The sequence below is a fragment of the Parabacteroides acidifaciens genome (assembly GCF_003363715.1).
GTDB lineage: Bacteria > Bacteroidota > Bacteroidia > Bacteroidales > Tannerellaceae > Parabacteroides > Parabacteroides acidifaciens.
In genome coordinates this window covers 103482-130467 of the sequence record NZ_QREV01000003.1, presented here as the reverse complement: position 1 = coordinate 130467, position 26986 = coordinate 103482, and the positions used below count along the sequence as shown (strand labels likewise).

At 45.8% G+C, this 26986-nt stretch carries 24 protein-coding genes and 2 pseudogenes; 8 read left to right on the top strand and 18 right to left on the bottom strand.

Annotation, left to right across the window (positions count from 1 at the left end; genetic code table 11):
• Positions 1 to 101: 101 nt before the first annotated feature.
• Positions 102 to 287, bottom strand: a pseudogene (locus DWU89_RS02380) (tyrosine-type recombinase/integrase); the annotation flags it as partial.
• 279 nt (positions 288 to 566) lie between these two features.
• On the opposite strand from DWU89_RS02380, the gene DWU89_RS02375 reads away from it, so the two are divergent.
• The 6 genes from DWU89_RS02375 to DWU89_RS02345 all read left to right on the top strand — a co-directional run bounded on the left by DWU89_RS02375 (position 567) and on the right by DWU89_RS02345 (position 8820).
• Positions 567 to 1796 (top strand): site-specific integrase, encoded by a 1230-nt coding sequence (locus DWU89_RS02375; protein ID WP_115498067.1) that lies wholly within the window; start codon positions 567 to 569, stop codon positions 1794 to 1796.
• A gap of 21 nt (positions 1797 to 1817) precedes the next feature.
• On the top strand, positions 1818 to 3020 hold the full coding sequence (locus tag DWU89_RS02370; protein ID WP_115498066.1) for a site-specific integrase: 1203 nt from the start codon (positions 1818 to 1820) through the stop codon (positions 3018 to 3020).
• A gap of 931 nt (positions 3021 to 3951) precedes the next feature.
• On the top strand, positions 3952 to 5250 hold the full coding sequence (locus tag DWU89_RS02360; RefSeq protein WP_115498065.1) for an AAA family ATPase: 1299 nt from the start codon (positions 3952 to 3954) through the stop codon (positions 5248 to 5250).
• Between the two features lie 4 nt (positions 5251 to 5254).
• Positions 5255 to 5860, top strand: coding sequence for an RloB family protein (locus DWU89_RS02355; protein WP_115498112.1), 606 nt, complete (start codon positions 5255 to 5257; stop codon positions 5858 to 5860).
• 1 nt (position 5861) lies between these two features.
• Complete coding sequence (locus DWU89_RS02350; RefSeq protein ID WP_115498111.1) at positions 5862 to 7115, top strand: SIR2 family protein; 1254 nt, start codon at positions 5862 to 5864, stop codon at positions 7113 to 7115.
• Positions 7102 to 8820 carry an ATP-binding protein gene (locus tag DWU89_RS02345; RefSeq protein ID WP_115498064.1) on the top strand — a complete coding sequence of 573 codons (1719 nt, stop codon included), beginning with the start codon at positions 7102 to 7104 and terminating at the stop codon, positions 8818 to 8820. The genes DWU89_RS02350 and DWU89_RS02345 overlap by 14 nt, the downstream gene beginning before the upstream one ends.
• 226 nt (positions 8821 to 9046) lie before the next feature.
• On the opposite strand, the gene DWU89_RS02340 is transcribed toward DWU89_RS02345, so the two are convergent.
• Together DWU89_RS02340 and DWU89_RS02335 are read right to left on the bottom strand one after the other, a co-directional pair.
• Positions 9047 to 9367 (bottom strand): helix-turn-helix domain-containing protein, encoded by a 321-nt coding sequence (locus tag DWU89_RS02340; protein ID WP_115498063.1) that lies wholly within the window; start codon positions 9365 to 9367, stop codon positions 9047 to 9049.
• Positions 9368 to 9389: 22 nt separating this feature from the next.
• Complete coding sequence (locus DWU89_RS02335) at positions 9390 to 9710, bottom strand: helix-turn-helix domain-containing protein (RefSeq protein WP_115498062.1); 321 nt, start codon at positions 9708 to 9710, stop codon at positions 9390 to 9392.
• Positions 9711 to 10124: 414 nt separating this feature from the next.
• Between DWU89_RS02335 and DWU89_RS02325 the strand changes: the two genes are divergently transcribed.
• Both DWU89_RS02325 and DWU89_RS02320 read left to right on the top strand, forming a co-directional pair.
• Positions 10125 to 10682, top strand: a complete 558-nt coding sequence (locus DWU89_RS02325; RefSeq protein WP_115498061.1) for a sigma-70 RNA polymerase sigma factor region 4 domain-containing protein — start codon at positions 10125 to 10127, stop codon at positions 10680 to 10682.
• Between the two features lie 45 nt (positions 10683 to 10727).
• Positions 10728 to 11141: a hypothetical protein gene (locus DWU89_RS02320; RefSeq protein ID WP_115498110.1), complete on the top strand. Its 414-nt coding sequence runs from the start codon at positions 10728 to 10730 to the stop codon at positions 11139 to 11141.
• 94 nt (positions 11142 to 11235) lie between these two features.
• On the opposite strand, the gene DWU89_RS02315 is transcribed toward DWU89_RS02320, so the two are convergent.
• From DWU89_RS02315 to DWU89_RS02250, 15 genes and pseudogenes are all read right to left on the bottom strand, one after another.
• Positions 11236 to 11733 carry a DUF3408 domain-containing protein gene (locus DWU89_RS02315; RefSeq protein WP_115498060.1) on the bottom strand — a complete coding sequence of 166 codons (498 nt, stop codon included), beginning with the start codon at positions 11731 to 11733 and terminating at the stop codon, positions 11236 to 11238.
• Between the two features lie 235 nt (positions 11734 to 11968).
• The gene (locus DWU89_RS20730; RefSeq protein WP_167451614.1) at positions 11969 to 12133 is read right to left on the bottom strand and encodes a hypothetical protein; all 165 of its coding nucleotides are present in this window, start codon (positions 12131 to 12133) and stop codon (positions 11969 to 11971) included.
• Between the two features lie 368 nt (positions 12134 to 12501).
• Positions 12502 to 13818: a sigma-54-dependent transcriptional regulator gene (locus DWU89_RS02310; protein WP_115498059.1), complete on the bottom strand. Its 1317-nt coding sequence runs from the start codon at positions 13816 to 13818 to the stop codon at positions 12502 to 12504.
• Positions 13793 to 16126, bottom strand: coding sequence for an ATP-binding protein (locus DWU89_RS02305; protein ID WP_115498058.1), 2334 nt, complete (start codon positions 16124 to 16126; stop codon positions 13793 to 13795). The genes DWU89_RS02310 and DWU89_RS02305 overlap by 26 nt, the downstream gene beginning before the upstream one ends.
• A gap of 10 nt (positions 16127 to 16136) precedes the next feature.
• A pseudogene (locus DWU89_RS02300) lies at positions 16137 to 16391 on the bottom strand (twin-arginine translocase subunit TatC); the annotation flags it as partial.
• Positions 16392 to 16428: 37 nt separating this feature from the next.
• Positions 16429 to 16998, bottom strand: a complete 570-nt coding sequence (locus DWU89_RS02295; RefSeq protein WP_115498056.1) for a flavodoxin — start codon at positions 16996 to 16998, stop codon at positions 16429 to 16431.
• An 11-nt stretch (positions 16999 to 17009) separates the two neighbouring features.
• The gene (locus tag DWU89_RS02290) at positions 17010 to 17837 is read right to left on the bottom strand and encodes a carboxymuconolactone decarboxylase family protein (RefSeq protein ID WP_392391917.1); all 828 of its coding nucleotides are present in this window, start codon (positions 17835 to 17837) and stop codon (positions 17010 to 17012) included.
• A gap of 172 nt (positions 17838 to 18009) precedes the next feature.
• A complete protein-coding gene (locus DWU89_RS02285) occupies positions 18010 to 18843 on the bottom strand; it encodes an aldo/keto reductase (RefSeq protein WP_115498055.1) in 834 nt (277 codons plus the stop codon).
• Positions 18843 to 20024, bottom strand: a complete 1182-nt coding sequence (locus tag DWU89_RS02280) for an iron-containing alcohol dehydrogenase (protein WP_115498054.1) — start codon at positions 20022 to 20024, stop codon at positions 18843 to 18845. The genes DWU89_RS02285 and DWU89_RS02280 overlap by 1 nt, the downstream gene beginning before the upstream one ends.
• 37 nt (positions 20025 to 20061) lie before the next feature.
• The gene (locus tag DWU89_RS02275) at positions 20062 to 21480 is read right to left on the bottom strand and encodes an arabinose isomerase (RefSeq protein ID WP_115498053.1); all 1419 of its coding nucleotides are present in this window, start codon (positions 21478 to 21480) and stop codon (positions 20062 to 20064) included.
• Positions 21481 to 21504: 24 nt separating this feature from the next.
• On the bottom strand, positions 21505 to 21813 hold the full coding sequence (locus DWU89_RS02270) for a putative quinol monooxygenase (RefSeq protein WP_115498052.1): 309 nt from the start codon (positions 21811 to 21813) through the stop codon (positions 21505 to 21507).
• Between the two features lie 275 nt (positions 21814 to 22088).
• A complete protein-coding gene (locus DWU89_RS02265) occupies positions 22089 to 23546 on the bottom strand; it encodes an aldo/keto reductase (RefSeq protein WP_167451612.1) in 1458 nt (485 codons plus the stop codon).
• A gap of 17 nt (positions 23547 to 23563) precedes the next feature.
• Complete coding sequence (locus DWU89_RS02260; protein WP_115498051.1) at positions 23564 to 24760, bottom strand: MFS transporter; 1197 nt, start codon at positions 24758 to 24760, stop codon at positions 23564 to 23566.
• A gap of 19 nt (positions 24761 to 24779) precedes the next feature.
• Positions 24780 to 25928 carry an NAD(P)-dependent alcohol dehydrogenase gene (locus tag DWU89_RS02255; protein ID WP_115498108.1) on the bottom strand — a complete coding sequence of 383 codons (1149 nt, stop codon included), beginning with the start codon at positions 25926 to 25928 and terminating at the stop codon, positions 24780 to 24782.
• Positions 25929 to 25936: 8 nt separating this feature from the next.
• A complete protein-coding gene (locus DWU89_RS02250; RefSeq protein WP_392391918.1) occupies positions 25937 to 26968 on the bottom strand; it encodes an alpha/beta hydrolase in 1032 nt (343 codons plus the stop codon).
• Positions 26969 to 26986: the final 18 nt, after the last annotated feature.

Genomic DNA, 26986 nt, shown 5'->3' with positions numbered 1-26986 from the left:
AAACTGGAGAACTTGAAATATTACTATCTTGTGATGTCTTGGTTGATTGAAAGTCAGCAATCTTGTTTTATTGAAAACAGTATTGCTGACTTTATTCATTGCTATACGGAAAGTTGTTTCTCAACTTCTTGCATATCCCTTAATATCGTTTGGTCTAATACCTTAGCATAATGCTGTGTCATTCTCGTAGATGAATGTCCCAACATTTTAGACACATTTGGAAGTGATACATTGTTAGCCAGTGCGATGACGCTTGCAAAGCTGTGCCGGGCGGTATGGAAAGAAAGAAGTAATATGAATAATGGAAACGAAAAGAAATCATAACGCAATTTGTTGGTAATTAGCTATTTCTCTATATTCTTCCACATGAGGAAAAAGCAAAAAAGCGAGGCTTGTTGAGGATATTCAGTTACCAAATCGTTAGCAGAGCTGTTACCTGTGGGGATAAGGTAACGCAGAGCGGATCAAATAATTTGAAACAGCGATATATTGCACTGATTGTCATAGTTTTGCATATCAAAGAACGCTTATAAAACAGGTAAATTTGCCACTAAAATTATGAGCGTATGAAAGTAGAAAAATTCAAGGTGTTGCTCTACCTCAAAAAGAGCGGACTGGACAAGTCGGGTAAAGCCCCGATAATGGGACGTATCACCGTGAACCGGACGATGGCGCAATTCAGTTGCAAACTCTCCTGCACTCCCGGACTGTGGAATCCCCGTGAAAGCCGTCTGAACGGCAAGAGCAAGGAGGCGGTGGAAGTCAACGCGAAAATCGACAAGTTGCTGTTAGCGGTGAATTCCGCTTTCGATTCCCTTCTGGAACGAAAGACCGATTTTGATGCGACGGATGTCAAAGACACCTTTCAAGGCAGCAAGGACACACAGATGACATTGTTCAAACTCTTCGACAGACATATTGAGGAAATCAGGGCACGTGTAGGCATCGATGTGTCTCACCGCACCTTGCCCAACTACCTCTATACCCGCAACCGCCTCGCTGATTTCGTCAGCAGCAGGTTCAAGGTATCCGACCTTGCTTTCTGCCAGCTCAACGAACTGTTCATCCGGGAATTTCAGGAGTATGTCGTGATAGAGAAAGGCTTGGGCGTCCAGACGGTACGTCACTACCTGGCTATACTGAAGAAGATTTGCCGCATGGCATTCAAGGAGGGGCACTCGGACAAGTTCTATTTTGAACACTACAAATTACCCAAACAGAAGGAAACACCTCCAAGGGCGTTAAGCAAGGAGGATTTCGAGAAGATACGGGATATAGAACTTACCGGATGCCGCATAGAACATACAATCGCCAGGGACATGTTCCTTTTCGCCTGTTATGCCGGAACCTCATATGTGGATGTTGTAGCTATTACGCCCGATAATCTCTCAAGGGACGATAACGGTGCGCTATGGCTAAAATACCGTAGGGGCAAGAACGGACAACTGAGCCGGGTGAAACTGCTGCCTGAAGCGGTAGCCCTTATTGAGAAATACCATGACGATACACGGGCTACATTGTTTCCCGTAATCCCGTACCAGGCCCTGAAATGGTGCCTGACGAGTATAAAAATGAAAGCGGGTATCAAGGGGCATCTGTCCTACCACATGGGACGGCACTCGTTCTCGACCCTCATGACCCTTGAAAACGGTGTCCCCATCGAGACTGTCAGTAAAATGTTAGGCCACGCGGATATAAGAACCACCCAGGTGTATGCCCGTGTAACCCCTAAGAAACTTTTCGAGGACATGGACAAATACATCGAGGCGACAAAGGATCTGAAACTTGTTCTCTAACCCTTAAAAAACGATTCAATCATGCGAAGTACATTCAATATTCTATACTACATCAACCGCGGCAAGGTCAAAGCGGACGGGACTACCGCCATCATGTGCCGTGTCACCATTGACGGCAAGAACAGCGTGTTTGCCACGGGTTGCTACTGCAATCCAAAAGACTGGAAAGCCAAGACCGGAGAGGTAAGGGACGCAAGGACAAATAGCCTCCTTGAAGAACTCCGATCCAGAATAGAGACCTCATATGATAATCTGTTGAAAGATGCGGGCATGGTCACAGCAGAAATGTTGAAGAACGAGATTATCTGCGTGGCCACCGTTCCGGTCACATTGCTGAAAGCCGGGGAAGAGGAACGGGAAAGGTTGAGAATCCGTTCCGAAGTGATAAATTCCACTTCCTCTTACCGCCAGTCCAAATCCTCTCAGGCATACCTGCACGAGTATCTGCTGTCTTTGGGTATGCGTGACATCGCCTTTGAGGACATTACCGAAGACTTCGGCTGGGGCTATAAGCTTTATCTGAAATCCAAAGATTGCGGGGCGGGACACATCAACCACTGCCTTACATGGCTGAACAGGCTTATCTATATTGCCGTGGACAGGGAGGTTATCCGCTTCAACCCGCTCGCGGATGTCCCATACGAAAAGAAGCCCGACTATAAGTTGAGGCATATCAGCAGGGTGGAACTGCAACGGATCATGGAACAGCCCATGCCGGAGAGGTTGCAGGAACTTACCCGTAGAGTGTTCATCTTTTCCGCCTTCACGGGGCTGTCATATGTCGATGTAAAACGGCTTTACCCCTCGCATATCGGAACGACCGCGGACGGAAGGCGGTTCATTCGTATTAATCGGAAAAAGACCGACGTGGAGTCCTTTATACCGTTACACCCCGTAGCCGAACAGATACTGTCCCTGTACAATACAACCGATGACGGCAGGCCGGTATTCCCTTTGCCCAACCGGAACAGACTTTGGTACTGCATCCACGAGATAGGCATATTGACCGGTGTGAAAGAGAATCTCAGCTACCACGCAAGCAGACATTCGTTCGGAACCTTGACGCTTTCGGCAGGTGTGCCAATCGAGAGCATCAGCAAGATGATGGGGCACACGAATATCAGGACCACGCAAGGCTATGCCAAAGTGACCGATGACAAAATCTCCGAGGATATGGATAAGCTGATGGCAAGAAGAAGTGGGAACGGCACATGTTCACAATAGGACTACCGTTTCGTGGTCGCCCGCTTCCTCGCCGCCCATGGAAGTTAGTACAGACTTCATTGAAAGTGAAAAAGTCGGGCGGCAGGCCGTTTCGGGCAGAATCTTCCTCCTTCGGAGCGTATTCTGCCCGAAAACTTTTTCCCTTTCACGTCTGTACAATGGACGCCGACGGCAGCGGAAACAAGCGACCGACGGAAAAGTCGGAACAAAAAACAAAAGAGAAACAGCGTACAGTCAGTAGAATACTACCGGTCCGTATGCTGTTCTGATATTCCATAGGAGGGATATTTTTTGAAAGTTGAATAAAGCGGGCAGGCGGCAAACTGCGCTCCCTCCAGAAAAATCAACCAAGATTTTTCGTGCCTGCGAATATCCGCCTTTGTCCACTCCGACGCACTCCGTCACGTTGTCGGTATTCAGTCCGGCTATCTGCTTTTCTACAGCGTTGTTCGGCAAAAACTGTTGCGCTTGGTGTGTTGTTCTTAGAAAGCATAGTGATGATTTTCTCCTTACTTTTCATTTCTTCTTCATATCTTTTGCCGGTTTCTCCTTACTTCTTGAGTTTTTCATATTACTTTTCTCTATTGTTGTAAATGACATCCAAAAGTTCGTTTGCAAGTTTGATGTCTGTAATTTTTATAATACTATCTTCTTCTGTTGGAAGCCAAGAATACTGACGCTACCGTACCAAATAGTAGATTTGTCTATGACACATGAGCATAACGATAATTTTGGTACGACCTTTATGAATAATCCCTGGCATTTTGAGAAAATCTCAAAACTATCAATACTTCTAAAAACAGTCCAAATAAGCAGATAGATTTATTTTTGTTGCGTATTTCGTAATTTTATTACGATAATATGGATTATAATTTATTATATGGAATTTTATTTCTACCTTTGTGCTATATAACAGATAAATTTAACAATTATGATAGCAGAGTTCAGCATTGAGAATTTTTTCTCTATTAAATCGGCTCAGAAAATCAGTTTTGAGCCATCAGTAGATACTTTTATGTCTGATGAGTATTCGTATGAAGTTAAAGAGGGGGTAAGATTGCTGAAAGTGGGCATTATCTATGGTGCCAATGCTTCCGGCAAAACAAATATATTAAATGCCATCGAATTCTTCAAGATGCTGGTTTTAAGAATGCCTAAAGACCGGAATGAGAAAACCGGAGTGGTTCCTTTCATGCTGGATGACATTTCGAGGAGTGAAATAACGAAGATGTCTATGGTTTTTTATATCAATCAATCGAAGTATATCCTTAGTTTTGAGTTGGATGCCAAGCATATCTATTCCGAGACATTGATTGTTTATGATTCCATTCGTCCTACTAGGTTGTATAACCGAAGTTATGATGCCGCAAGAGATTCCACGGCCATCGACTTTGGCGTAAATCTGAAAATGACAAAGAAAAGCCAAGATGTGATTTCAGGCAATACTATCAATAATTGCAGTGTGCTTGCCGCATTTGGTAAAAGCAACGTGGAACGTACCAAGCTGAATGATGTGTACGATTACTTTGCCAAACAGGTAAAAGATGTGTTGGCTCCCGGTATGCTGCTTTCGGGATATGTCAAATCAAGATTGGATAAAGACGAAACAGGAGATTTGAAGAAATTTATTTTAAACTTCCTGAAAGCGTCCGATTTCAACATAGAAGATGTGGTATTACACAAAGAGGAAGAACTGATTACTCCTGAATTGGAACAATTAATTCAGAATGCCCCTATTGATAAGGACGCAAAGGCAGAAATGCTAAGAAAGGGTAAAATTACAAATACGGAACTGACCTTCAAGCATAAGGCTGGCGATAAAGTATATGATTTGTCGGAAGAATACGAATCCAATGGCACCATAAGGTTCTTGGGAATGGCGGTGATACTGAATTTCCTGTTAAAGACCAATCGGTTTGTGTCTATAGATGAAGTGGAAACGAGTATTCATTATGAGCTATTAGCTTATTTCATAAAAGTGTTTTTGGCAAACAGCAATGGAACGTCCCAGATGCTTCTGACAACCCATGACATCAATCTTCTCAACGAGGATTTCATTCGCCGTGATACGATATGGTTCACTGATAAAGACGAACTAGGCGAAACAAAAATAGTGCGTCTTTCTTCTCTTGGGCTGCATAAGAATCTTTCCCCATATAATGCCTACAAGCAGGGGAAATTAGTGAAGTTGCCGTTCTTGGGTAGTCAGTATATCAACTTAAATGACTAATGATATGGGGCGAACAGTAACAAAAAGCATTGCCATCATAGGCGAGGGAGAAACAGAATGGTTCTATTTCGATTCGTTGAGGATTGCGTGCCGCTATCCTTTCAAGGTTGCGCCTGATTTTCCACAGCACAGCGACATCAATCATATTCTGAAACTGGTAGAGTCCTATCTAAACAAGCAGTATGATTATATCGTCTGCTTGTTTGATATGGATAGGCTGTTTCAGTTTCCATCTGAAATGCAGTTGTATCAACGGGCAAAGAAGAAATATGGTGCAAAGAAATATGCCAAAAGGATAATGTTTGTAGAAACGAATCCATGTACGGAATTTTGGTTTTTGCTCCACTTTTTGCCTAATATGGTTTGTCGGCGATATGATAGTTACGAACAGCTACTTCCCGAATTGCAGAAATATATGCCGGGCTATGAAAAGACAAAACGATATTTCATACGCACCAACCTCTATAAATACCTGACAGAGAATGGAGACATGGAACGGGCGATGTCAAATTCCGAAAAGTTGTGTCAGCTCTGTAAGGAATCGCCAGAGGATTTGAAGGCGTACTCTGAGATTCATAAGGTTATAAAACTACTAAATGGTGAATTATAGTATGGATAAAATTTATTTATATAAAACTGCTGTAAAGTCTGTTTCATATGATGAAACTCATTGGTATATAAACGATGAACCGCAACCTCAAAAGGATGGTGATGGAATCGCTGAATTTAAGTCAAATGCAAGTGCTGAGTCTTTCCGTATAATAGCGAATGATATTGTTCGTTACACAAGCCACTTTAAAAATGTCGCCGTCTTAACGGCGGCAGGGACATCTATGGAAAATGGGGAGAATGGAGGAAAAACAAGAACAGAACTATGGGATAGCTATAAGGAGGAAATAGAAGCGATAGGAAATGTCCTTATGGCAACAGAAGGGTGCTTAAAAGAAAAATGTTCTTCGATAATTCAATCTAAAAATATAGAGGATTTTTTATCATTCACAATCTTATATGAAAAATTGAATGGAGAAATAAAAGATAAAAATGGAGATTCTTTAAGGAATAAATTGGAGAAGAAAATTGCAGACGCTTGTCGGCTGAAATTAGATGTAACAAACAAGCATCATCAAGACTTTATTAGGAAGTTGACAGCCCGCAAGCCTTCGGAGCCACGAGTGCAGTTATATACAACAAACTATGACACACTGTTTGAACAAGCTGCGCAAAAAATGAATTATACAATAATTGACGGGTTCTCATTTTCTTATCCTCGTATATTCAATGGAGCTAATTTTAACCATGACATTGTATTTAGAGAACATACAAGGGTTAAACAAGAAGAAAGTTTTATTCCTAATGTAATACAATTATTTAAGTTACACGGAAGCATAGATTGGGAAAAAGCAGGTGATAATATATACCAAAAAGAAAGTACAGAACATCCTTGCATTATCTACCCGGCGAGCGAAAAGTATGAAAGTAGTTACGAGCAACCTTATTTTGAAATGATGTCTCATTTACAAACTACATTGCGAAAAGAGGGGACATTATTGATAGTTGCCGGCTTTGGATTTCAAGATAAACATATTCAGAATGCAATAAAAGAAGCTGTATTTCAAAATCCCAATTTCCACTTGCTCATAGTATGCTATGGAATGAAAAAAAGAACAAAGAAAGAAGAAAACGAAAAAGAAGAATGGATTGATAGTGGGATAACTCATCAGTTAGTACCTGAATATGTTTCTGAAGACGGAAAGGTTATGCCTAATGTTACAGTCCTTTTCTCAAAGTTCAAAGCCTTTGTAGAGAATTATCCATACAACGATTCATATAACATTAACCTGCCAAATCAAGATGAAACCATTTGATCATAATAAGTTTGTAGGATACATTTGTGAAGTAACTCCACAACATGTCCGCATGCAAATTCCTTCAGCTAGACTTTTACACTCATTTTATTTTAATGGGGAAATATATTTCGGTGGATCTGTTGGAAGTTTTGTTGTTATTGAAGGTCAAGAATATGGATTTCTTGGTCGAATTTTTGAGCAAAGCCTTCCTCAAGGTGAAAGAACAGAAATAACGGATAAAAACATTAACGAAAAGGACACAATGTTTCATCCTATAGCAAAAATTGAATTACTTGCTTTATTTGATGTTTATAAGCCGGAAGTGATTAACAAAACTGTATCTCGGTACCCATCTGTCGGTGCAAAAGTTTATTCTTGCTCTGATGAACAAATGGGGATGTATATTTCAAAATTTGGTGTCAAAAAAGATGAACTTGATGCACCTTTAGCTCCCTTGGGAAAGTTGACTTCAAATGATTCATTGTGCAATATTTCTTTAAATTCATTGTTTGGCCGTCATTGTGCAGTATTAGGAACTACTGGGGGTGGAAAAAGTTGGACAATAGCAAAATTATTAGAACTTCTTTCTTCTCAAACCTCCAATAAATGTATTCTTATTGATGCAACTGGTGAATATAGCAGTGTCTGCGAAAGTATGGAAAGTATAGAATTGGGCACGGGGAAATATATATTCGATTATAAGAATTTGTCTATTGATGAGTTGTATTATTTATTACATCCATCTTCAAAAACACAAGTTCCAAAATTAATGGAAGCAATCAGATCGTTAAAAATGGTTGCAATTGATGATAATTTGGAATTATCTCTGTATTATAAAACAGATAAAAATGGAAAGCAAATTAAGGGTAATATTGTAAAAGCCGGCAAAGAAAAAAGGACATTTGAAGTATTCTATTACAAACATATAGTAGAAATTGAAGATAAATTCTGCAATTTTGATTTCAATATGTTAGCTTTCCAAATAACAAATGAATGTATTTGGGATACTGATAAAAGTAATTCAATATTATGGGGAGGTAGGAACGATACAGACGTGTCAAATTGCATAAGCCTTATATCCCGTGTCAATAACGTAATGTCCACCTCGGAATATAATAAGATTTTCGGATTTAGAAGACAATCTATTCAAGACGCAAAAGATTTAAAAATTGGAATTAACGAATTCTTAGAGAGTGATAAGAGCGTATTAAGATTGGATTTTTCCAAAGTGAGTTTTGATTACCAAGTACGGGAAATACTCGTAAATGCCATTGGAAGCTATTTATTAAATGAAGCAAGAGAAGGTAAATATAAAGATAATCCAATTGTTGTTTTTATAGATGAAGCACATCAATTCCTAAATAAGAGTATTGCGGACGAATATTTTTCAGCCAAACCTCTTGATGCTTTTGAACAAATATCAAAAGAAGCACGTAAATATGGCTTGTTTTTATGTATTGCAACACAAATGCCTCGTGATATACCCCTAGGAACATTAAGCCAAATGGGAACATTTCTGGTTCATAGGTTAATTAATGAGCAAGATAAAAAAGCCGTTGAAAGTGCCGCATCTGCAGCAAATAGAAATATTCTCTCTTTCCTTCCAATATTGGGAGAGGGAGAAGCTTTAATCGTTGGAGTTGATTTTCCAATGCCTCTCATTATGAAAATCAATGCTCCAACGAGGAAACCAGATTCAAGAACCCCAAAACTCAAAAAATGATAAAATTGAAATCTCAATATAGGCAAAGTATTCATAAGATTGCCAAGAAATATACCTTAAAAAGGTTGTAATATTAAGATATACACAATAAAGGGTGTATTTGTGTTATATATACAATATATTACATAATAAATCCGCATCATTTTGTGAACCTATGATGCAGATTTAGAAATAAAGTGTTGAACTTAACGGATATCCATGACAGGGAGTTATATTAAAGTTAATTTCATCTATTCAGACGGTATGCCTCCTTGTACCCGTCCGTCAAGGTGCGTTCTATGTCGGAAGCCCTATACAGGATTCTGCCACCGATCTGGGTATATGGCAGTATGCCGTTGTTGCGGTAGTCTTGGAGGCTCCTGCGGCTGACTTTAAGCATCACTGCCAGTTCCTTGTCGGTATAATAGCGTTCCCCGTCCAGCGAGGGTTTATTGTCTTTGCGTATTTTTTCCACCTTCTTTGAAAGGTTTTCAAGCGACGAAAAAAAGGATCTCACGCGCATGTCGTTTTCCGGTGTCAGCAGCCGGATATTTTCATTGTCGTTCATAAGTCTGATATTTATTGGTTGATTATATTACATTACATTCTCTTCCCTTACCGACGGTCATACGCCGTTTCATTCCTGCTGCGGGAAAGACGGCCTTCACGTCCTCCGGTCTGTAGTACACCTTGTGGCTTATCTTCGTGTAAGCCAGCGTTCCGTTCTCCCGCATCGTCTGTAGGGTTCTCGGGCTGATGCCGAGCAGCCTGCACACGTCCCCGCTGTCAAGCCACTCCCTTTCTCCCAAGTCCTCATGTTCCCGGCAGAGCCGTTCCACCTTTTCCGCTAAATTCTCGAACCCCGAGAGCATCCTCTCGAAAGTCGACTTCTCTATGACCACTACTTCCATATTCCTGCAAATTTAAGTTTGACATTGATTTTTACTGTGAAACGGAACGGTGGAATAATGCTGTCCCAACCGTTTCCTGTGCGAAGAAAATAAAAAAATCAAGACGGGCCGCAAACCGGACGAGAGGTGTCACCGGCAGACATTCCTTTTCATCGGCAGGTGATAATTCCAAAGGTGGGAAACAAGAAAAGGCACCCTCATTTCTTTGAAGCAAAGGTAGCCGTTCCCCACCGGGGCGCAAGGCCGGGGCCCTACGGGTCGGCGGGGAAAAAATCATCCTCACGCTTCGCGCTCCGGTATTTTTTCCTGCCGAGCCTTGACGCCTTTCCGGCGGGAGAACGGCTGTAAGGCATACAAAGAAACAAGAGTGCCCGTACCACGGGCCGGATGTCTAACAGATAAAACCAAAAGGATATGGCAACAAAAGAGGTAAAAGAATTCAACGAATGGTTCAACCGTTCATACGCGAGGCTGAAAGAGAGACTGTCACTCTATGGAAAGGTCGATGAGGACATATTCCATGACGCTTACCTGGCAGTCAGGAAGCAGGTGATGTTCTCCGATGGAATAGAAGATTGGGAATCCTACTTCTTCGGGTGTTACCGGAGAATGCTACAGGCGGGAACGAGGGACAGCAGCCGCTACGACTTTCCCGGGGACGAATATTTCGTGAAACTGGAGGAGACCGACGACGCGGAAGAGCCGGAGAAACGGGAAGAGGTGCTTACCGGATGTGACAGGCTGGTAAGGGACATACAGAATTTCCTCAGGCGGCACTTCTCATACGAGGATTACAGGATATTCATGCTGCGGTTCTACGAGACCGGCAGTTCGTTCCGCACCATTGCCAGACACATAGGCGAGAAAACATCGGTGGTGACACGCCGGGCACAGGCGATGATGGAATCCCTTAGGGCAAACCGGAAGTTCATCGCCAGAAGAAGGCTGATAATGGCCGGAGAGGCGGCATGACAAGTATAATGGCAGACAATGTATAACTATAAAATACGAATGATTATGAGACTGACAGTTTATGACAAGAGCAATTCCCATCCGGCACTGACCTACAAGGGGAAACGGATCATCACGGTATGCCGCGACGGCAGCATGTACCTGAGCAGGATACTGAGCAGGGAGCTGAGCCTGCACGCAGGAAACAGGCTGTGCATCGCAAGGGACGACGACAGGCCGAAAGACTGGTACATGTTCGTCTCGGACGACGAGAACGGCTTCACGATATGGAACGACCCGCGTTGCGCCCGTTTCTCGAACAGCTTCATAGCCGGCATGATACTCGATGCGGCGAAGGTCGAGAAATCCGCGGGTTTCATGGTAGCAAGAGAACCGGTAAAAGTGGACGGCAAGCTCTGCTACAGGATAATCCTTGACAACCCGATACCGAAAGGGTTGAGAGCTAACTGTGTAAGATAAGCCCAATACAGGGAAGAAAAAGCGAGGGACATCCGGAGGAAGGAAGAGATTCCGACCTTCGGGTGTCCCTTTTTTCATGCGGCCACACGCGGAATCATAACGGTTTCAGGTTGATACGGCTGCTGTAGATGGCGTTCAGCTCGTCACGGTACTGCTCCAGATGGGCCGAAAGGATATTGTCGATATAGCACGAGATGCTGAGTGTGGGTGCGATCACGGAAAGCAGGGTACGCACCCGTTCGTAGTTGTCGCTGCTGACATAGGTCTGGCGGCGTTCTTTCACAACGTTGTTGTCAAACAGATGTCCGGGATACTCCTGAAGGATGTTCTTTTTCCGGCGTGTTTTCTCCCGGATGACCGGGGACGGCGTTTCTTCCTCACTGCCGGACACACCGGAACCGGGAGCTTCCACCTTGTCGGGTTCGGCAGGAATCCCGGACCGGTTTTCCGTTTCCGGTTCCTTGTCATCTTCTTTTTGGGATTCGGCAGCGTTGCTCCCATAACGATTTTCCAGGACAGAGGCGGGAATATCCCCGGCCATTACGCGGCGTATCTGCTCCTCGTCGATCTTGACTTCTTTTCTCTTTACCATAATTCCATATTTTAGATAGTTGAACAATTCTTTTCCGTCACTCCTGCATTTTCCCCACGTTGTGAACATAGGGATACGACCATTCATACCTGTTTACAATATCTGATGGGTATGTACATCCATCAGGTAAGTCGGTCATATGCCCAATCCCCCACATGTTCCGTCTGCCATTAAGCCATTCACGCATTCACACATGGGGGAACGGTTACATTATTATGTCCTTATATGCCCCCATTCACACATTACCGAACGGTTTGAGGTGACCATACATCCCGTACCTGACGAACACATGGATACTTGTGCGACCGGACGCACTCGGACATGCGGCAAAATAACGATAAAATTCCCGGATTTCCACTATCATGGCGGCCTGCTGACGGTCTGTGACACCGTGTGTCATCCTGTTACACCGTTCCGGTGTCCCGATGGTTCCTATTAGTGGTATCCAAGGAGTGAAAAAGAAGGCGGAGAACAGATTTTCCTGAAGGGAAGAGGATGATCCGCCATATTACAATTTTTCGGATGAAAAATTCATGTTCAAGCGAACATGGCAAGTTGTGTTTTCGGCTGCCAGAAATTATTTCCGGCACCCCAAAACAACTTGCCGCTCGCCTGAAGGCTCGGGACGGGCTCCACTCCGAAGTCGTTGCGCCTGAAAGCGGAAAAACAGGAACAGAAACTTGAAAAATGACTGCCGTAATATACAGACCGCCTCTCAGAAAATGGCCACTATTGGAAAAGGGAATGAGCTTTATTTGTGTTTTTAATCTATCTCAGCCCGTATTTTTTCATCTTTCGGTACAATGTAGCGGGATTTATTTTCAGCAATCGTGCCGCTTGTTCGCGGTGTCCGTTACACGCTTGCAGGGCATTGCTGATGGATTCTTTCTCTACATCTTCGTTTTTCAACGGGACTATGACCGGCATTGTATCCTTCCCCGAATCGTCGGATGGATTTCCAGGCACCAAATTTTTCATATCCAGCAACGGGTTTTCCGCGAGCAGCACGGCTCTCTTTACCATGTTCTGCAACTCCCTGACATTGCCCGGCCATGAATAGGAGCGCAGGCGGTATATGGCATCGTCGGAAAAGCCGCGTGTGTCCCGTTTGAGCTCCTTCGAGAAGCGTTCACGGAAAAATTCGGCCAAAGGCAGGATGTCGCCCGGACATTCAGCCAGAGATGGTTGTCGTATCTCAAACTCGCATAGGCGATGGTAGAGGTCTTCCCGAAACTTTCCTTCTTTAATCGCCCGTTCCATGTTCTCATTCGTGGCGGCTACCACTCTCACGTCCGCAAATTTTTCCTTTTGACCGCCTATAGGCATATAGACGTTCTCCTGCAATACCCGCAGTAGCATGGATTGTATCTCGAACGACATCGTTCCGATTTCGTCCAGGAACAGCGTACCGCCTTTCGCCATGTCGAAGAAACCGGGTTTGGCCGCATCCGCACCCGTGAAAGCCCCTTTCTCGTGCCCGAACAGCATGGAAGGGGCAAGATCACGTGGCAGAATACTACAATTGACTGCCACGAACGGCATTCCCACACGCTCGCTGTTCTCGTGGATGCTTTGGGCCACAGACTCCTTGCCCGTCCCGTTGGCACCGAGTATCAACACCGACATGTCCGAAGGGGCGACTAATCTTGCGAATCGTTCCACCTCAAGTATTCTGGGACAGGTACGCTTGAACAGGTCCTTCGGTTTCGTGCGGACAGTCGCGAGCGGACGGAATATCTCTTCCGCCAGTTCCAGCAGATGTTCCCGGTGTACTGGCTTGGGCAGGTAGTCCTTCGCTCCCAATTTGATGGTGCGTACCACGTCCGGCACCGACACGTATTCCGTGGTTATGATGAAGGGTATGTCCCTTTTCTCTTTTTTAAGCCATTCCAGCAGGGATATTCCGTCGCCTTCCGGCAGCCGGACATCCGACAATATCAGGTCGAACTGGTGTCTGCGTATCAACGCGCGGGCTGCCGGTTCGTTCATGGCGGTCATTGTATCATAGCCTGCCTGCTCGAACCAGTCTTTCTGCCGCTGAGAAAGGCTTACATTGTCTTCAACTATCAGTATTTTCCGTTTCATGGGTCATTCTGTTTATAGTGTTCTCCGCTTCCGTTACCAGCATGGAGATATGTTCTATAATCCGTTTCGTGTAGTCATTGACAGTCCCTTGATTGACAGGCTCGCTTTTCAGGGCAGCGCGAAAATCGGATAAAGGTCCTTCCGCTTGCAACAGTTCCAATGAGGGCTGTATCTTGTGGGCGATTTCCCGTAATCCGGCTCTGTCTCCGGCTTCCATGGCAGAACTAAGATCTTCTATATCCTGACGAGATTGGGAAATGAACGTCCTGAGCAGTTTCCGCTTGTCCCGGACATCCGCCGTGAACGTGTCGAAATCGGGAGTGCAGGGTCCTTCCGGTTCTTTATGGGGCATGGCTGCGGATATGGTATTCAGCAGTTCATTCATCGAAAAGGGCTTGTAAATGCAGTCGGCAAAACCGCTGCCGGTGAACGCTTCCTTTTCCCGGTCACCCCTTGCCGTCATGGCTATGACGGGAATCGTGCGTGAGTTGCCGATATTGGAATTGCGCAGCAGATTCAATATCTCGAAACCGTTGGTGCCCGGCATCTGTATGTCGGACAGCAGCAGGTCGTAATCCCGCTTGCGCATCTCCTTCACGAGTTCCCTGGCGTTGGAACAGGCAGTACAGGACACCCCGTTACGCTCCAGCATCTCCTTGACGATTTCCAGTTGCAGACGGTCGTTGTCGATGACAAGGACGCTCTGGGGCAACGACAATGTTGCCGGCAATGCCGATACCTCGTGTTCTATCCTCTCGTCGGAAAGCGGCAATGGCAATGATACCCGGAAGGTAGAACCGCATCCGATTTCACTTTCGACATCTATTTTCCCGCCTAAAAGATTGACCAATCCTTGCGTGATAGGGAGTCCCAGCCCGAAGCCGTCGGCGTTCGTTTCCGAGGCCAGACGCTCGAACGGGCGGAATATGCGTGAAAGGGTATTCTCATCCATACCTATTCCCGTGTCTTTTATCTCCAGGGAGAGATTTCCGTCTTTATAGGAGGCATTGAAATGTATAGTTCCGGTATCCGTGAACTTGACGGCATTTGCCAGCAGGTTGTCTATGATTTGTTCGATGCGGTCCACGTCACCGTGCAGCACGACATCCGTATCCTTGAAATCACAAAGGAAAAGGATGCCTTTGTTGTTCACCACATTGGAAAAACCAGTAGAGATACGCTCCAACAAATCATTCAGGCTGAACGGTACGTTGTTGCAGGTCTCCTTGGACTCGTTCAGGCGGTACACGTCCAACAGGTTGTTCAGCAGGTGCAGGATATGCCTGCTTACTATTCCGATATTGGCCAGATGGCGGTTCCGCCTTTTCCTGTCACGGGTATCTGCCGCCAGTTCCGCGCTGCCGTTGATGATATTCAGCGGGGCGCGTATATCATGTGAGATGGTAAGGATGATATTCTTGCGTGTCTCCAGCAGTTCGTGGTTCCTGTTTATTATTTCCTCCATTTTCAGCCTGAGCCTCGTGTCGCGTTTCAGGTCCTGCTGGATAACCATATAAAAGATTGCCAGCAGGATAAGTGCGGCTATAATCAATCCGGTTATGATTCGGGTGGAAAGTTCGTGTGATGCCTCGATATGTTTTTCCCTATACTGAAAAACCTCTTGTGTATGATTGTTCAGGGTGTTAATCAGCATGTGCAGTTTGCGGTTCAGTTCCTTGTTTTGGAGCCGGAGACTGTCCGAATATGCATCTATGTTGCGTATGCGCTCCTCCTGTATGGTTATCAGCTGTTCGTTCAGAGAACGTATGGCATCAGCCGAAGGCGGAACCTGTACGGTCTCCTTCTTTCCGAAAAATCCTGCAATCCCTTTTTTCTTTTGGGTAATGGTACGGGGACTTGTCACACGTTCGGTTTCGACTGGCAGACGGTGAAGCAGCAGGCTGTCGGCGATTTCCTGGCGGTGGTATGCCTCCATGATATGTAACAAATGCGTTTCTTTATCCTCCAACAGGTTACGCAAGGTATCTATCTGATCCGACAGGACAAAGTCGCCGTGGCTCCGTTGCAGATTTTGTAACAGTATATCCACATCCAGCCTGTCTTCGTGGTAGGATTCGTAATCAGCCTGTTCCCATGCCATAACCGATTCACCGGACAGGGCGAGGTCTGTTATATGGCGATGGATATTATTGATTTCACGGCGTACCAGACGGATGGCATTGGCATCCTCCTCTATCTCACGTATCCGATGACGTTCATGAAATAAAACGGCTGCCATGCAGCCGATTATTATCATTAGGAGTATGTAGCCAAAAAGAATCTTATATTGCAGTAAAAATCTCGCCATTTTATTCCTGTCATTTATGTGTAACAGTTCTTTTCACAATTAAAATACTCACTTCATACAATATCCACATCGGCAATGCGACAAGCGATAGTGTGAAGACATCCGAAGTCGGAGTAATGATTGCCGACATGACAAGAATGATCACAACGGCATGTTTCCGGCATCGGCGCATGAAACTGTCCGAAAGAAATCCTAATTTGGCAAAGAGCCACGAAAGCATGAAAATTTCAAAAACAAGCCCCATCGCAAGACACATCATGACAAGCATAGGGAAATCATCATTATTCTTTCATTTTAAGCGGTCAATATTTCAAGTTGCTGATCCATTCATGGATATTCTTCTCATTGGTACGATTGAGCAACCTCCCTTCTTTCCAATTCAGACTGGGATAGGATTTTTTCAATATCACTACACTATTTTCAATACTGTTTCCACCTGATGTGGCAAATGGAATTACGGTCTTGCCCTTCAGGTCGTGGCTCTCGATAAACGTATTGACTATTCGCGGAGCGAGATTCCGCCAGATAGGATAACCGATAAAAAGAACATCGTAATCAGCGATATTTTCCTTTTTGCTTTTGATTGACGGCCGCACTTTCGCATTGTTCATCTCAACCGAACTACGCGATTGTTTGTCGTGCCAGTCAAGGTCAGCACTTGTATAAGGTTTGGCAGGCGTAATCGCATAAAGTTCTCCGCCCGTAACGTCTGCCAGTCTTTCTGCTATATGAGTAGTCGTTCCTGTCGCCGAAAAATAGGCAATAAGGATTTTATGGTTTGATTGTTTGTTGTTCATATCCTGTTTTTGTTGTGCGTAAGTTTCAGTCGCCATACCGATGACCGAAAGCAATATCAAAAGGATTTTATACATAAGAACACGTTTTATTCTTGAAGTTTGTCATACTCTTTATCCGTAACGGGTTCCAGCCATTCGTTGGAGGTGTTTTCACCGGAAATCTCGAAGGCAAGGTGTGCAAACCAACTGTCTGCGGCTGCACCGTGCCAGTGTTTTACATTAGTCGGAATATGGATTACCGTGCCGGGCAAAATCTCCACAGCAGGTTTGCCTTCCTCCTGATACCAGCCACGTCCGGCCACACCGATAAGCATCTGTCCGCCGCCTTTCGTGGCTTTATGGATGTGCCAGTTGTTACGACAACGAGGCTCAAACGTAACATTGGATGTGTTCACCTGCTCCCGTGAAACCGGCGCAAGGTAACTGTTGCCGGTGAAATACTTGGCATACGCCGTGTTCGGTTCGCCGATGGGGAAGATCATCTCACGTTGGAAAGTCGCTCTGGCATCCTCTCCAACCGTATCATCTGCCCAAACTTCTTTCGCCACACGGAATCCCGCCCATGCGTTGGGCCAGCCGGCATAAAAAGCGGCCTGCGTCAGGAGGGCGGCAATCTCCTTGCGGGTAATGCCGTGCTTTTTACCCATTTCCAAATGCGAGCGGAATGAGGAATCAATCAACCCTTTCCCCAGGAGAATAGAGATAGTGACCATACTGTGGTCATGAAGCGAAAGAGTCGAATCATTCCAGACGGCATCGCCGAAAAGAACGTCGTCGTTCAGCTCCGCGAATTTCGGAGCGAACTCTCCGAGGATACTGCGTCCTGCGGTCTGTGTAATTTTATTTTGAGCCATAAGCATAGTATTGTTAAATGCCGCAAACATTACGGCTAATAGTAAAATAGTCTTTTCCATATCGTCAATCTACTTTGAAAGTCAGTAAAAAACGAACTTATTCAGGGTCGTAATGTGAGAAGAAAAGGCTTTTGCCCCGTCCAAAATGGCAATTGCCGCCATGCTCTCATCGTCCATTGTTTAATTTCTTGCATATCATTTTCAATTAAACTAACTATTATAACTCAATTATTTACCATCCCGCAAGCGGAACCTTGTGTGTTGGCGGAGGAAACGTCGCATCCAGTTGCTTCAGATCCTCTGCATCAAGTCGAATCGATAGACTGTGGAAATTCTCTTCGACGTGTCGGACATTTGCCGCTTTCGGAATTGCCATAACACCTGGGTGACGAATCGTCCATGCCAACGCTATTTGCGCCGCCGTCGCTTCATGCTTTTCTGCGATACGTTGCAATACAGATTGCTTGATCAATTTACCTTCTCCGATAGGTGAATAGGCAATAATCGGCATTTCATACTGTCTTGACCACGGGATAAGATCGTATTCCACACCTCTTTCTTGCAAGTTATAAAGAACTTGATTGGCATCGCAGGCGCATCCTCCCAGAAGATTCTCAATCAATTCCATATCCGGCAGATCTATGTTGCTCACGCCCCACATCCGTATCTTACCGCTTCGTTGCAAGTCGTTCATCGCTTCGATGGTCTCGATAAATGGATAGCTGCTTTTCCAATGCAACAGATAGAGGTCGAGATAGTCCGTATCCAGTTTCCGCAAACTTTTTTCGCATGCTGCAATTGTTCCCCGGTAATCGGCGTGTGAAGGATGAACCTTGCTGACAAGAAAAACCTTATTACGGATACCGGCGATAACCTTGCCGATAAAGGCTTCGTTGTCGTACATCTCAGCCGTATCGATCATCGTCATGCCCAACTCGACTCCCGCGAGTAAGGCAGCCGTCTCCTCCTTGCGTTTCAATGGATTACGTCCGATATTCCATGTGCCTTGCCCGATAGCGCACATGCTACTCCCATCAGAAAAACTTATTTGTCCGGTTTTCATCATCAACGGTAGGATTTATCAAATATGGCGGCGCAATCCTCGTCAGTCATCTCGCATGGATTGGCAGCAAATAATCCGCCCTGCATGGAACGGGCTCCTTTGGCGAGTGTCATGGATTCGTCGGGGCGGAAACCGTAATCACTCATCCTGAGATCGGCTACACCGCACTCCTCTTGCAGACGAACGAGTGCCGTAATGAAATCCTCGGGTTTGTCGGCTTCCTTGATTCCCATCGCACGTGCCATCTTGATAAATTGCCCATCACAGGCATGACGCTCGATGAAAAATTCGTAAAAAGCTTTTGAGATCATAATCAGCCCCGCGCCGTGCGGCAGATTATGATGATAGGCACTCATCGAGTGTTCCATCGAATGTTCGGCAGTCGTATTCGTCAATTGCATCGTGATACCTGCCATAGTACTTCCGTATGCCACATGTTCTCGGGCTTCGATGTCGTTCCCGTCCTTCACGGCTCGCGGTAGGTATCGGGTAATATGTTCGATGGCCGAAAGAGCGATGGCCTCACTGCAAACATTGACCCCGTTACTGATCATTACTTCCGTATTATGGAACAAGGCATCGAATCCCTGGTAAGCCGTGTACTTGGCAGGGACGGTCAGCATCAGTTCGGGATCGACAATGGCAAGTACGGGATTGAGTTCGACCGCCCCGAATCCGATTTTCTCATTTGTCGCCTCGTTGGAAATAACACCCCAGCAATTCACTTCAGACCCCGTACCGGCAGTCGTCGCTATGGTCACGATTGGTAAACCGGGATGCAGAAGTGGTTGGCCTTTGCCCGTACCTCCCCATACATAATCCCACAAGTCACCGGGATTGGTGGCCATTGCCGCAATCGCAATCGACGAGTCAAGCACGGCCCCACCACCCAGTGCTACGATAAAGTCACAACCATTTTCACGAGCGAAAGCTGCTCCCTCCATAATAACCTCCTTATAAGGATTCTCCATGATTTTAGCGAAAAGTGCGTACTCTATACCCGCCTTTTCGAGTTGTTCGATGGTGCGGTTAAGCGAACCGTTTATTCGTGTCGATTTACCGTTAGAAATCAACAGCAGGGCTTTTTTGCCCGGCATAATCTGTTCATGCAGGTTATTCAACTGACCCGCTCCAAAAAGGATTCGGGTAGGGTTGAAAAAATTGAAATTCATTTGAGTATTCATTTTGTTTTTATTTTTATCTGTTTCCTATTATTGTTATCTATCGTGTCACAATATCAACTGGAATATTGAAAATATGGGCAACTTTCAATATCGTATTGATATGTCTTCCTGTAGCTGCCGCAAAATGATGGGTAGGTCCGCATTCGCTCCAGCGATTCATAAACTCCCTGGCACCACAAGTAAAACGAGTTCTCATATTTGTATCGCCGAAAGAAAGGATGGGTCCTTCCTCATTTACTCCTTCTGCAACAACGAACTTGAAATATCCCTCTCCGTTCTGGGTAATGGCGAGATATGTAACGGGACCCGTATAAGGATAAAATTGTGTCAGATATCCTCCGCCTGTTTTACCATGAAAAACTTTCACAATCTTCATAGTCGGTTTTTTCGCCGAAATGTCTGCATCTCCCGATCCGCTATGTCCAATGATGGCTATGTCATCGTTGAAATCTATGGAGTACATCTCTGCAAGCTGTCCCGTTCCTGAAATGGTCTTCATGATACTCATAGCCATTGCAACTTTCATATCGCCTTCAACAGCACAGGCAGTACCCTGTTTGATAAGCATGGAGAATGCCGGAATAAGCATGCTGTCGAGAACTCCGGCCTTACCTTGGGCATAACCATCATAATGAGAGGCAATGAGACCGAGTTTTTCATCTTTGACCCATTGTTCAAAAGCAATGACATATTTTGCCATTTCCCTCATTTCCTCTATGTTACCGCCTTCTTCTATATTGAAGGTGTCGAGAATCTCTTGTGCCTTGATGCGGATAGCTTTCTCGTCAGTGACATTATCCGCTATGGCCCACATCTTCTCCCAATCAAATTGTTTGGTGTAAAGATGCATACGGCGATAAAGATTAGATTCATCGATGTACAAGTCCATCATGCCTGGATAAGGACGTCCTATCTGAGCAATATTGGTATCTCGGAATCTTCTTCTGACTTGTGCGGCACGGCACCATTCCTTGATTTGTATTTGAACTTCAGGGTCTCCACCCTCAGCAACGCCTGTAATAACGGCATGTCGCTTGCCAAAGCGTTCAAGGTCGGCAACCATCTCGCCCACTGCACCACAAGCATATCCCTCTCCCAGCCAGGATGCAATGTCTGTATGAACGTAATCCAAGGATTTCAACTTCTGGATGTTTACCAACACGACAGGGACATCAAGGTCTTTTACAGCAGGGAGCATGTTGTAAGATGTTGCATAAGTCAGAAGTTGCATAATTACGATGTCCACGTCTGCGGCACGGAACTTATTTCCCGCCGCCTGCGATTGCTCTTTGGTCGTAACCAGACCTCCGTCAATAACTTCCACCGTGTCAGGTATCATCTTTTTGAATGATTCATACTGGACCTCAAATTCAGGCACTAACGATGGGAATTGGGGCAAGTAGGCACCCAATGCAATGGAGAATACGCCTACTCTTGCTTTTGTTTCTACTAACATAATTATTGGATTTTATTTGAGATATTAAATGCATTTCATCTGAATACCCTCGATAAGAGGGAATACTTCGGATATTTCGAGTTTTTTTACCATCTCCTTTGTCTCTGCAAAATACTTTTGTAGATGGGGTGAATTGAAATGCCTGTCATAAGCTTCCTTGTCCTTATACACTTCAAGTATCGTGAACTGGTTGGGATATTCTTTATCCCAAACTGCATACAGTACATGCACATCTTTTTCCAGACGGAGCGATGCTTCCATTTCTTCCTGTAAAATTTTCTTGTATTCTTCAAGCTTTAAAGGATCTACCGTTATTTTTGCTATATGTACCATAATTGTTTTTCTTAATTATTGTCTATTAGGACTAATTCGACACTTTCCGATTTTTCGAAATTGAGGCTGTATTTTTCTCTTTGGAAGGGGTGACTGATAAGGAAAAACGGCATTCTTATCCAGATTCTCATTCAAATCATCCCGTGGTAAAGTCTGTGCTTCATCCGATTTGCTATCTGACGAAGCACAGGATTGCAACGGAAAGAAAAGGATAAAAGCCATTGTTTGTTCATCTCATTTTATCTTTCTTATTTCTGAGGCAATTCCACTTCTGTTTAATACCAGTCATGTTTCTCGTTACGGTCAAGTGCGGCGATTCGTGCCATTTCGTCGTCGGTCAGCGAGAAGTCGAAAATCGAGATGTTCTCCTTGATATGGTCGGGGTTGCTCGAACCGGGAATGGCGACCACGCCCCGTTGCAAGTCCCATCGTAGGATCACTTGGACTACCGATTTATTGTGTCTGGTTGCAATCTCGGACAAAACAGGGTCGCTTAACAGTTCCTTTTGATGTCCACGGCCACCGAGAGGATACCATGCTTCGACAATAATGCCGAGGTCGTGAAGATGTTTCACCACCTCTTTGTCCTGATAATAGGGGTGAACCTCATTTTGAACCAATACCGGCTTGATATTCACTTTAGGCAGAAATTCGTTTATCTCCTTGACATAGTAGCACGATACGCCTATCGAACGGATTTTGCCTGCCGCCACATATTTTTCCATTGCCTTGTATGCCTTCACGTCATTCGTACCGGGATGATGAAGCAGCATAAGGTCGATGTACCCGATGTCGAGTTTGCGCAGGCACTCTTCGATGGCGGCTTCTGGATTGGAATACTGGTTGGGATAGAGCTTGGTCGCCACGAAAATTTCCTCACGCGGTACACCCGATTCGCGGACACCTTGCCCCACTTCCTCCTCGTTGCCATAGATGGATGCTGTATCGAATTTGCGGAAACCGGAGGCAAGCGCGGCTTTTACGGAATTGACGCAAGTGGCTCCGTGCAGGCTGTAAGTACCCAATCCGAGAATCGGCATATCGTAACCGCTGCTTAACTTCACTGTCGGGGCGTTGCCGTTCGTACCTTTCGAGAGGTCGAATGCCCCTGCATTCGTATCATTATTAAAATTCAGGTTCATACTTTCAATCCAATTTTTAATAGTTTCTTCCGATTCGTTTCCGCTGAACCGCCGTCCTTGTTTCCATTCTGCTCCGGTCGCCAGACGGTGCAAGTCGGTATCGCTCGAACCGATGCCGCTGGAGTGCGATGTGCAGAACGGCACGATGGTCTTGCCCGTGAGGTCATGGCTTTCGAGGAAAGTGAAAATGACTTTCGGAGCTTTACCCCACCAGATAGGATAACCGAGGAAAATCACATCGTAGTCGGCAAGGTTCTCGCATTTGCCCTTGAGGGCAGGGCGTGCCAATGGGTCGTTTTGCTCTCGGTTGGCACGGGATGATGAATTGTTGTAATTCAAGTCCTCGGACGTGTAAGCCACTTCGGGCACTATGCGCCAAGTCGCCGCATCTGTCGCCTCGACAATCCGGTCGGCAATGCCTTTGGTCGTGTTCGTGCAGGAGAAATAGACCACCAATGCCCGTCCATCCGTAGGTTGCGGATCAGGGTTCGGATCGGGATCAGGTGTCGGAGTTGGGGTTTCCGTTTTGTCCGGTTCATCAACTGGAGAGCAGGCACTTGTCGTCAGGGTCAATCCTGACAGAAGAATCATAGGTTATAACCACTTTTTCATAATTCGATTGTTTTTAATTTCTTATTCAATTTATGGGTTGTACGATAGCGGAGCCCTACGAACAACAGGCTCGATACGAGGAACAATAAAGTTCCCATCAACGAATAACGAGTACCTGCTACCGTGATGAATGCCCCGCAAAGAGCGGTTCCGGCCATTGTGCCGAAGTTGGCAGCGGTAAGGAAGAGCCCGTTTGCGAAATCGGGGGCTTCGGCGGCCGAGCTGGAAATCATATACTGCCCGACGATATTGACAAAGCCCGCCAATAATCCGGCAAGCAGAATCAAAACGCCTGCAATGATGTTGTGCGCTCCGAAAAGGAACAACAGCAGATATCCGGCAAACATGACCATGGGCATTACAATCATATACCGTTGTCTATGTAGGGGAAACATCTTGCCGGCAAGTACATTTCCTATGATATTCGCAATACCGTAAACCAACAACAGCACACTGACCGTATCGGATGCGAGTCCTGTTACACGGTTCAGATAATCGGACATGAAACTGAAGAATCCGAACATTGCGCCGTTAATCAGCGTAAAGGACAGAACCGAGTACCATACATCCGGTTTTTGCAATACACATAACTGGGTCCCGTATGAAAGCCTTTCACGAACAGGCATTGAGGGCACACAAAATAAAGTAGCCAGCAACACGAGAGCATTGATAGTGGCGAAAAAGCCCATCGCTACGGCGAATGAAGTGTGGCTGGCGATGAAACTCGTTACGGGGACACCCAACACCATTCCGGCCGACACTCCAATGAATACTCTTGATACGGCCTTCGATGCATCTTCTTTGAGGGCAGACTGAGCCGCGACCGTGAAGGCCATAGAAACATAAACCGGATGCAGAAAAGCAGGTAACGCACGGGCGACAAGCAGCACGGCAAATGATTCGGTAAAAATGGAAATCAGATTGCTTGCGGTAAAAAGGCCCAATGCCAACAACATGACTGTCCGTCGGTTCACCCCTGAAAACAGGAGCGGCATTATTGGAGCGGAAATGGCGACGATGAGCGCAAATACGCTCACCGTCCATCCGGCCTGTGGAATTGTCACTCCGAAGGTTTCGGCAATCTGAGGAATGATACCCACGACCCCCATCTCGGTATTGATGATACCGAACACCCCGAATGTCAGGATCAATACAAGCCATTTCTTTGGACAATATCTATTTTGCCTTTCCATAGCGGATGGATTCTACCGGTTATTTCAATGTATTCATGTCAATCACATAACGGAATTTGACTTTCCCATCCTGCACATTGCGGTAAGCCTTGTCGATCTCGGCGGCATTGGCCGAAATGACTTCAACTTCCGGGTAGATATCGTGTGCCACGAAATAGTCCATCATCTCTTGCGTTTCCTTGATGCCGCCTATCAGCGAGCCGTACACTTTACGGTTGGCAGCTCCGCCCATAGCCAAATCTGCCACATTGATTGTCGCGGTTTCAGGCAGTCCGACTATGGCCATCTCTCCTTTCCCGTATTTCAGCATCCGGGCATACATAAGCGGGTTGTATTGCGCCGGTATGGTGCTGATTATGAAGTCGAACGCATTGTTCAGGCCTTTCATCTCCGCCTCATTGTTCACATTCACATAGCGAGATGCTCCCATACGGGCTGCATCTGCACGTTTTTCTTCCGTGATGTCGAAAACCGTAACGTCCGCACCGAGGTTCACAAGATATTGCACGGCCATGTGTCCCAAGCCTCCAAAACCGGCTACGCCTACTTTGTCCCCTTTCCCTACCTTGCTGAAATGAATAGGGGACCAGATGGTTACTCCGGCACAAAGCAGCGGGGCGACCCGTTTCATGTCTGCTGTTTCAGGGATACGGATGGCGAATCTCTCGTTTACCACCATATTGTTGGAATATCCGCCCATCGCCGGTTCGTTCTCATGATAACGGTCGATACTGTTGTAGGTGAATGTCGTTCCGTTCTCGCAGAACTGTTCTTTATCCATGTCGCAGAAAGTACAATGTCCGCAGGAATTTACCATACATCCCACACCGGCATAGTCACCGACCTTGAATTTAGTCACATTCTTTCCAACCTTTACCACGCGTCCGGCTATTTCATGTCCGGGAATCATAGGATAAATACCGGAAATGCCATGAGCCTTGTGTTCATCCCATGCCGCATGCAGGTCGCTGTGGCAGATTCCCGCATACATCGTTTCGATCAGTATGTCGTTGGCACCGATTGCGTGACGGGTAAACTCGTGAGGATGGAAAGTGTCATCTGCCGAAAATACTGCAAAACCTTTGGCCGGGATACGGTCGTTTTCTTGGGCTTGTGTGATTCCATAACCGAAAATCAACACAAGAAGGATAATCAAAGTCTGTTTCATCATTTTGTTCATTTGAAGTTATTGATAAAGAATGTTTCTATTTTGTCGAAAGGAATGGTCTCTGTCCTGTCATATAGGTCGGTGTGGCTGGCTCCGGGGATAATCATCAGTTCCTTGTTGTCGCCTTGCAGCTTCTTGAACGCATCTTCCCCGAAGTAACGGGAATGTGCCTTTTCGCCATGGATGACAAGCACGGCATTTTCGATTTCGTCCGCACGGCTCATAAGCGGGAAGTTGATGAACGGAATGGCTTCCGTCGCATTCCGTCCCTGATTGGAGTTGAGCGAACGCGGATGATAGCCCCGTGAAGTCTTGTAATAGGCATGATAGTCCTTGAAGAACTGCGGAGCATCAGCCGGCAATTCGTCGGGAACGCCACCACCCGGTTTCGGGAAACCGTTGCGGAAATCCTCGGTACGTTGTGCGGCAAGCTTTTTACGGAGAATGTTACGGGCTTCAGCACTATCGTCCGCATCGAAATAACCGTTGGCATTCACCCGGCTCATGTCGTACATCGTGGAGGCCACGGTCGCCTTGATACGCGGGTCGGCTGCTGCGGCATTGATGGCCAATCCGCCCCAGCCGCAGATACCGATAATGCCGATCCGTTCGGAATCTACTTTGTCGTTGGTGGCAAGGAAATCGACGGCTGCCGAAAAATCCTCGGTATTGATGTCGGGCGATACCACGTAACGGGGTTCGCCGCCACTCTCTCCGGTGTAGGAGGGGTCAAAAGCGATAGTCAGAAAACCTCGCTCGGCCATTGTCTGTGCATAAAGTCCGGCGGCCTGCTCCTTGACAGCTCCGAACGGCCCGCAGACGGCGATGGCGGATAGTTTTCCGGTAACATTCTTCGGTACATACATGTCAGCTGCCAGCGTGATGCCGTAACGGTTGATGAAAGTCACTTTCGTGTGATTCACTTTGTCGCTTTGCGGGAATGTCTTATCCCATTCTTTTGTCAATGTCAGATTTTCCATATTTCTAATGTTTTTTTGTTCCATTTGGCTGATTGATTGTGCCTGACCGATTATCGGCATACAGGCAATAAGCGCAGC

Coding starts and splice junctions, on each gene's coding strand:
- DWU89_RS02375 (WP_115498067.1), top strand. CDS start 567: ATGAAAGTAGAAAAATTCAAGGTGTTGCTCTACCTCAAAAAGAGCGGA.
- DWU89_RS02370 (WP_115498066.1), top strand. CDS start 1,818: ATGCGAAGTACATTCAATATTCTATACTACATCAACCGCGGCAAGGTC.
- DWU89_RS02360 (WP_115498065.1), top strand. CDS start 3,952: ATGATAGCAGAGTTCAGCATTGAGAATTTTTTCTCTATTAAATCGGCT.
- DWU89_RS02355 (WP_115498112.1), top strand. CDS start 5,255: ATGGGGCGAACAGTAACAAAAAGCATTGCCATCATAGGCGAGGGAGAA.
- DWU89_RS02350 (WP_115498111.1), top strand. CDS start 5,862: ATGGATAAAATTTATTTATATAAAACTGCTGTAAAGTCTGTTTCATAT.
- DWU89_RS02345 (WP_115498064.1), top strand. CDS start 7,102: ATGAAACCATTTGATCATAATAAGTTTGTAGGATACATTTGTGAAGTA.
- DWU89_RS02340 (WP_115498063.1), bottom strand. CDS start 9,367: ATGAACGACAATGAAAATATCCGGCTGCTGACACCGGAAAACGACATG.
- DWU89_RS02335 (WP_115498062.1), bottom strand. CDS start 9,710: ATGGAAGTAGTGGTCATAGAGAAGTCGACTTTCGAGAGGATGCTCTCG.
- DWU89_RS02325 (WP_115498061.1), top strand. CDS start 10,125: ATGGCAACAAAAGAGGTAAAAGAATTCAACGAATGGTTCAACCGTTCA.
- DWU89_RS02320 (WP_115498110.1), top strand. CDS start 10,728: ATGAGACTGACAGTTTATGACAAGAGCAATTCCCATCCGGCACTGACC.
- DWU89_RS02315 (WP_115498060.1), bottom strand. CDS start 11,733: ATGGTAAAGAGAAAAGAAGTCAAGATCGACGAGGAGCAGATACGCCGC.
- DWU89_RS20730 (WP_167451614.1), bottom strand. CDS start 12,133: ATGACACACGGTGTCACAGACCGTCAGCAGGCCGCCATGATAGTGGAA.
- DWU89_RS02310 (WP_115498059.1), bottom strand. CDS start 13,818: ATGAAACGGAAAATACTGATAGTTGAAGACAATGTAAGCCTTTCTCAG.
- DWU89_RS02305 (WP_115498058.1), bottom strand. CDS start 16,126: ATGGCGAGATTTTTACTGCAATATAAGATTCTTTTTGGCTACATACTC.
- DWU89_RS02295 (WP_115498056.1), bottom strand. CDS start 16,998: ATGTATAAAATCCTTTTGATATTGCTTTCGGTCATCGGTATGGCGACT.
- DWU89_RS02290 (WP_392391917.1), bottom strand. CDS start 17,837: ATGGAAAAGACTATTTTACTATTAGCCGTAATGTTTGCGGCATTTAAC.
- DWU89_RS02285 (WP_115498055.1), bottom strand. CDS start 18,843: ATGATGAAAACCGGACAAATAAGTTTTTCTGATGGGAGTAGCATGTGC.
- DWU89_RS02280 (WP_115498054.1), bottom strand. CDS start 20,024: ATGAATACTCAAATGAATTTCAATTTTTTCAACCCTACCCGAATCCTT.
- DWU89_RS02275 (WP_115498053.1), bottom strand. CDS start 21,480: ATGTTAGTAGAAACAAAAGCAAGAGTAGGCGTATTCTCCATTGCATTG.
- DWU89_RS02270 (WP_115498052.1), bottom strand. CDS start 21,813: ATGGTACATATAGCAAAAATAACGGTAGATCCTTTAAAGCTTGAAGAA.
- DWU89_RS02265 (WP_167451612.1), bottom strand. CDS start 23,546: ATGATTCTTCTGTCAGGATTGACCCTGACGACAAGTGCCTGCTCTCCA.
- DWU89_RS02260 (WP_115498051.1), bottom strand. CDS start 24,760: ATGGAAAGGCAAAATAGATATTGTCCAAAGAAATGGCTTGTATTGATC.
- DWU89_RS02255 (WP_115498108.1), bottom strand. CDS start 25,928: ATGAAACAGACTTTGATTATCCTTCTTGTGTTGATTTTCGGTTATGGA.
- DWU89_RS02250 (WP_392391918.1), bottom strand. CDS start 26,968: ATGCCGATAATCGGTCAGGCACAATCAATCAGCCAAATGGAACAAAAA.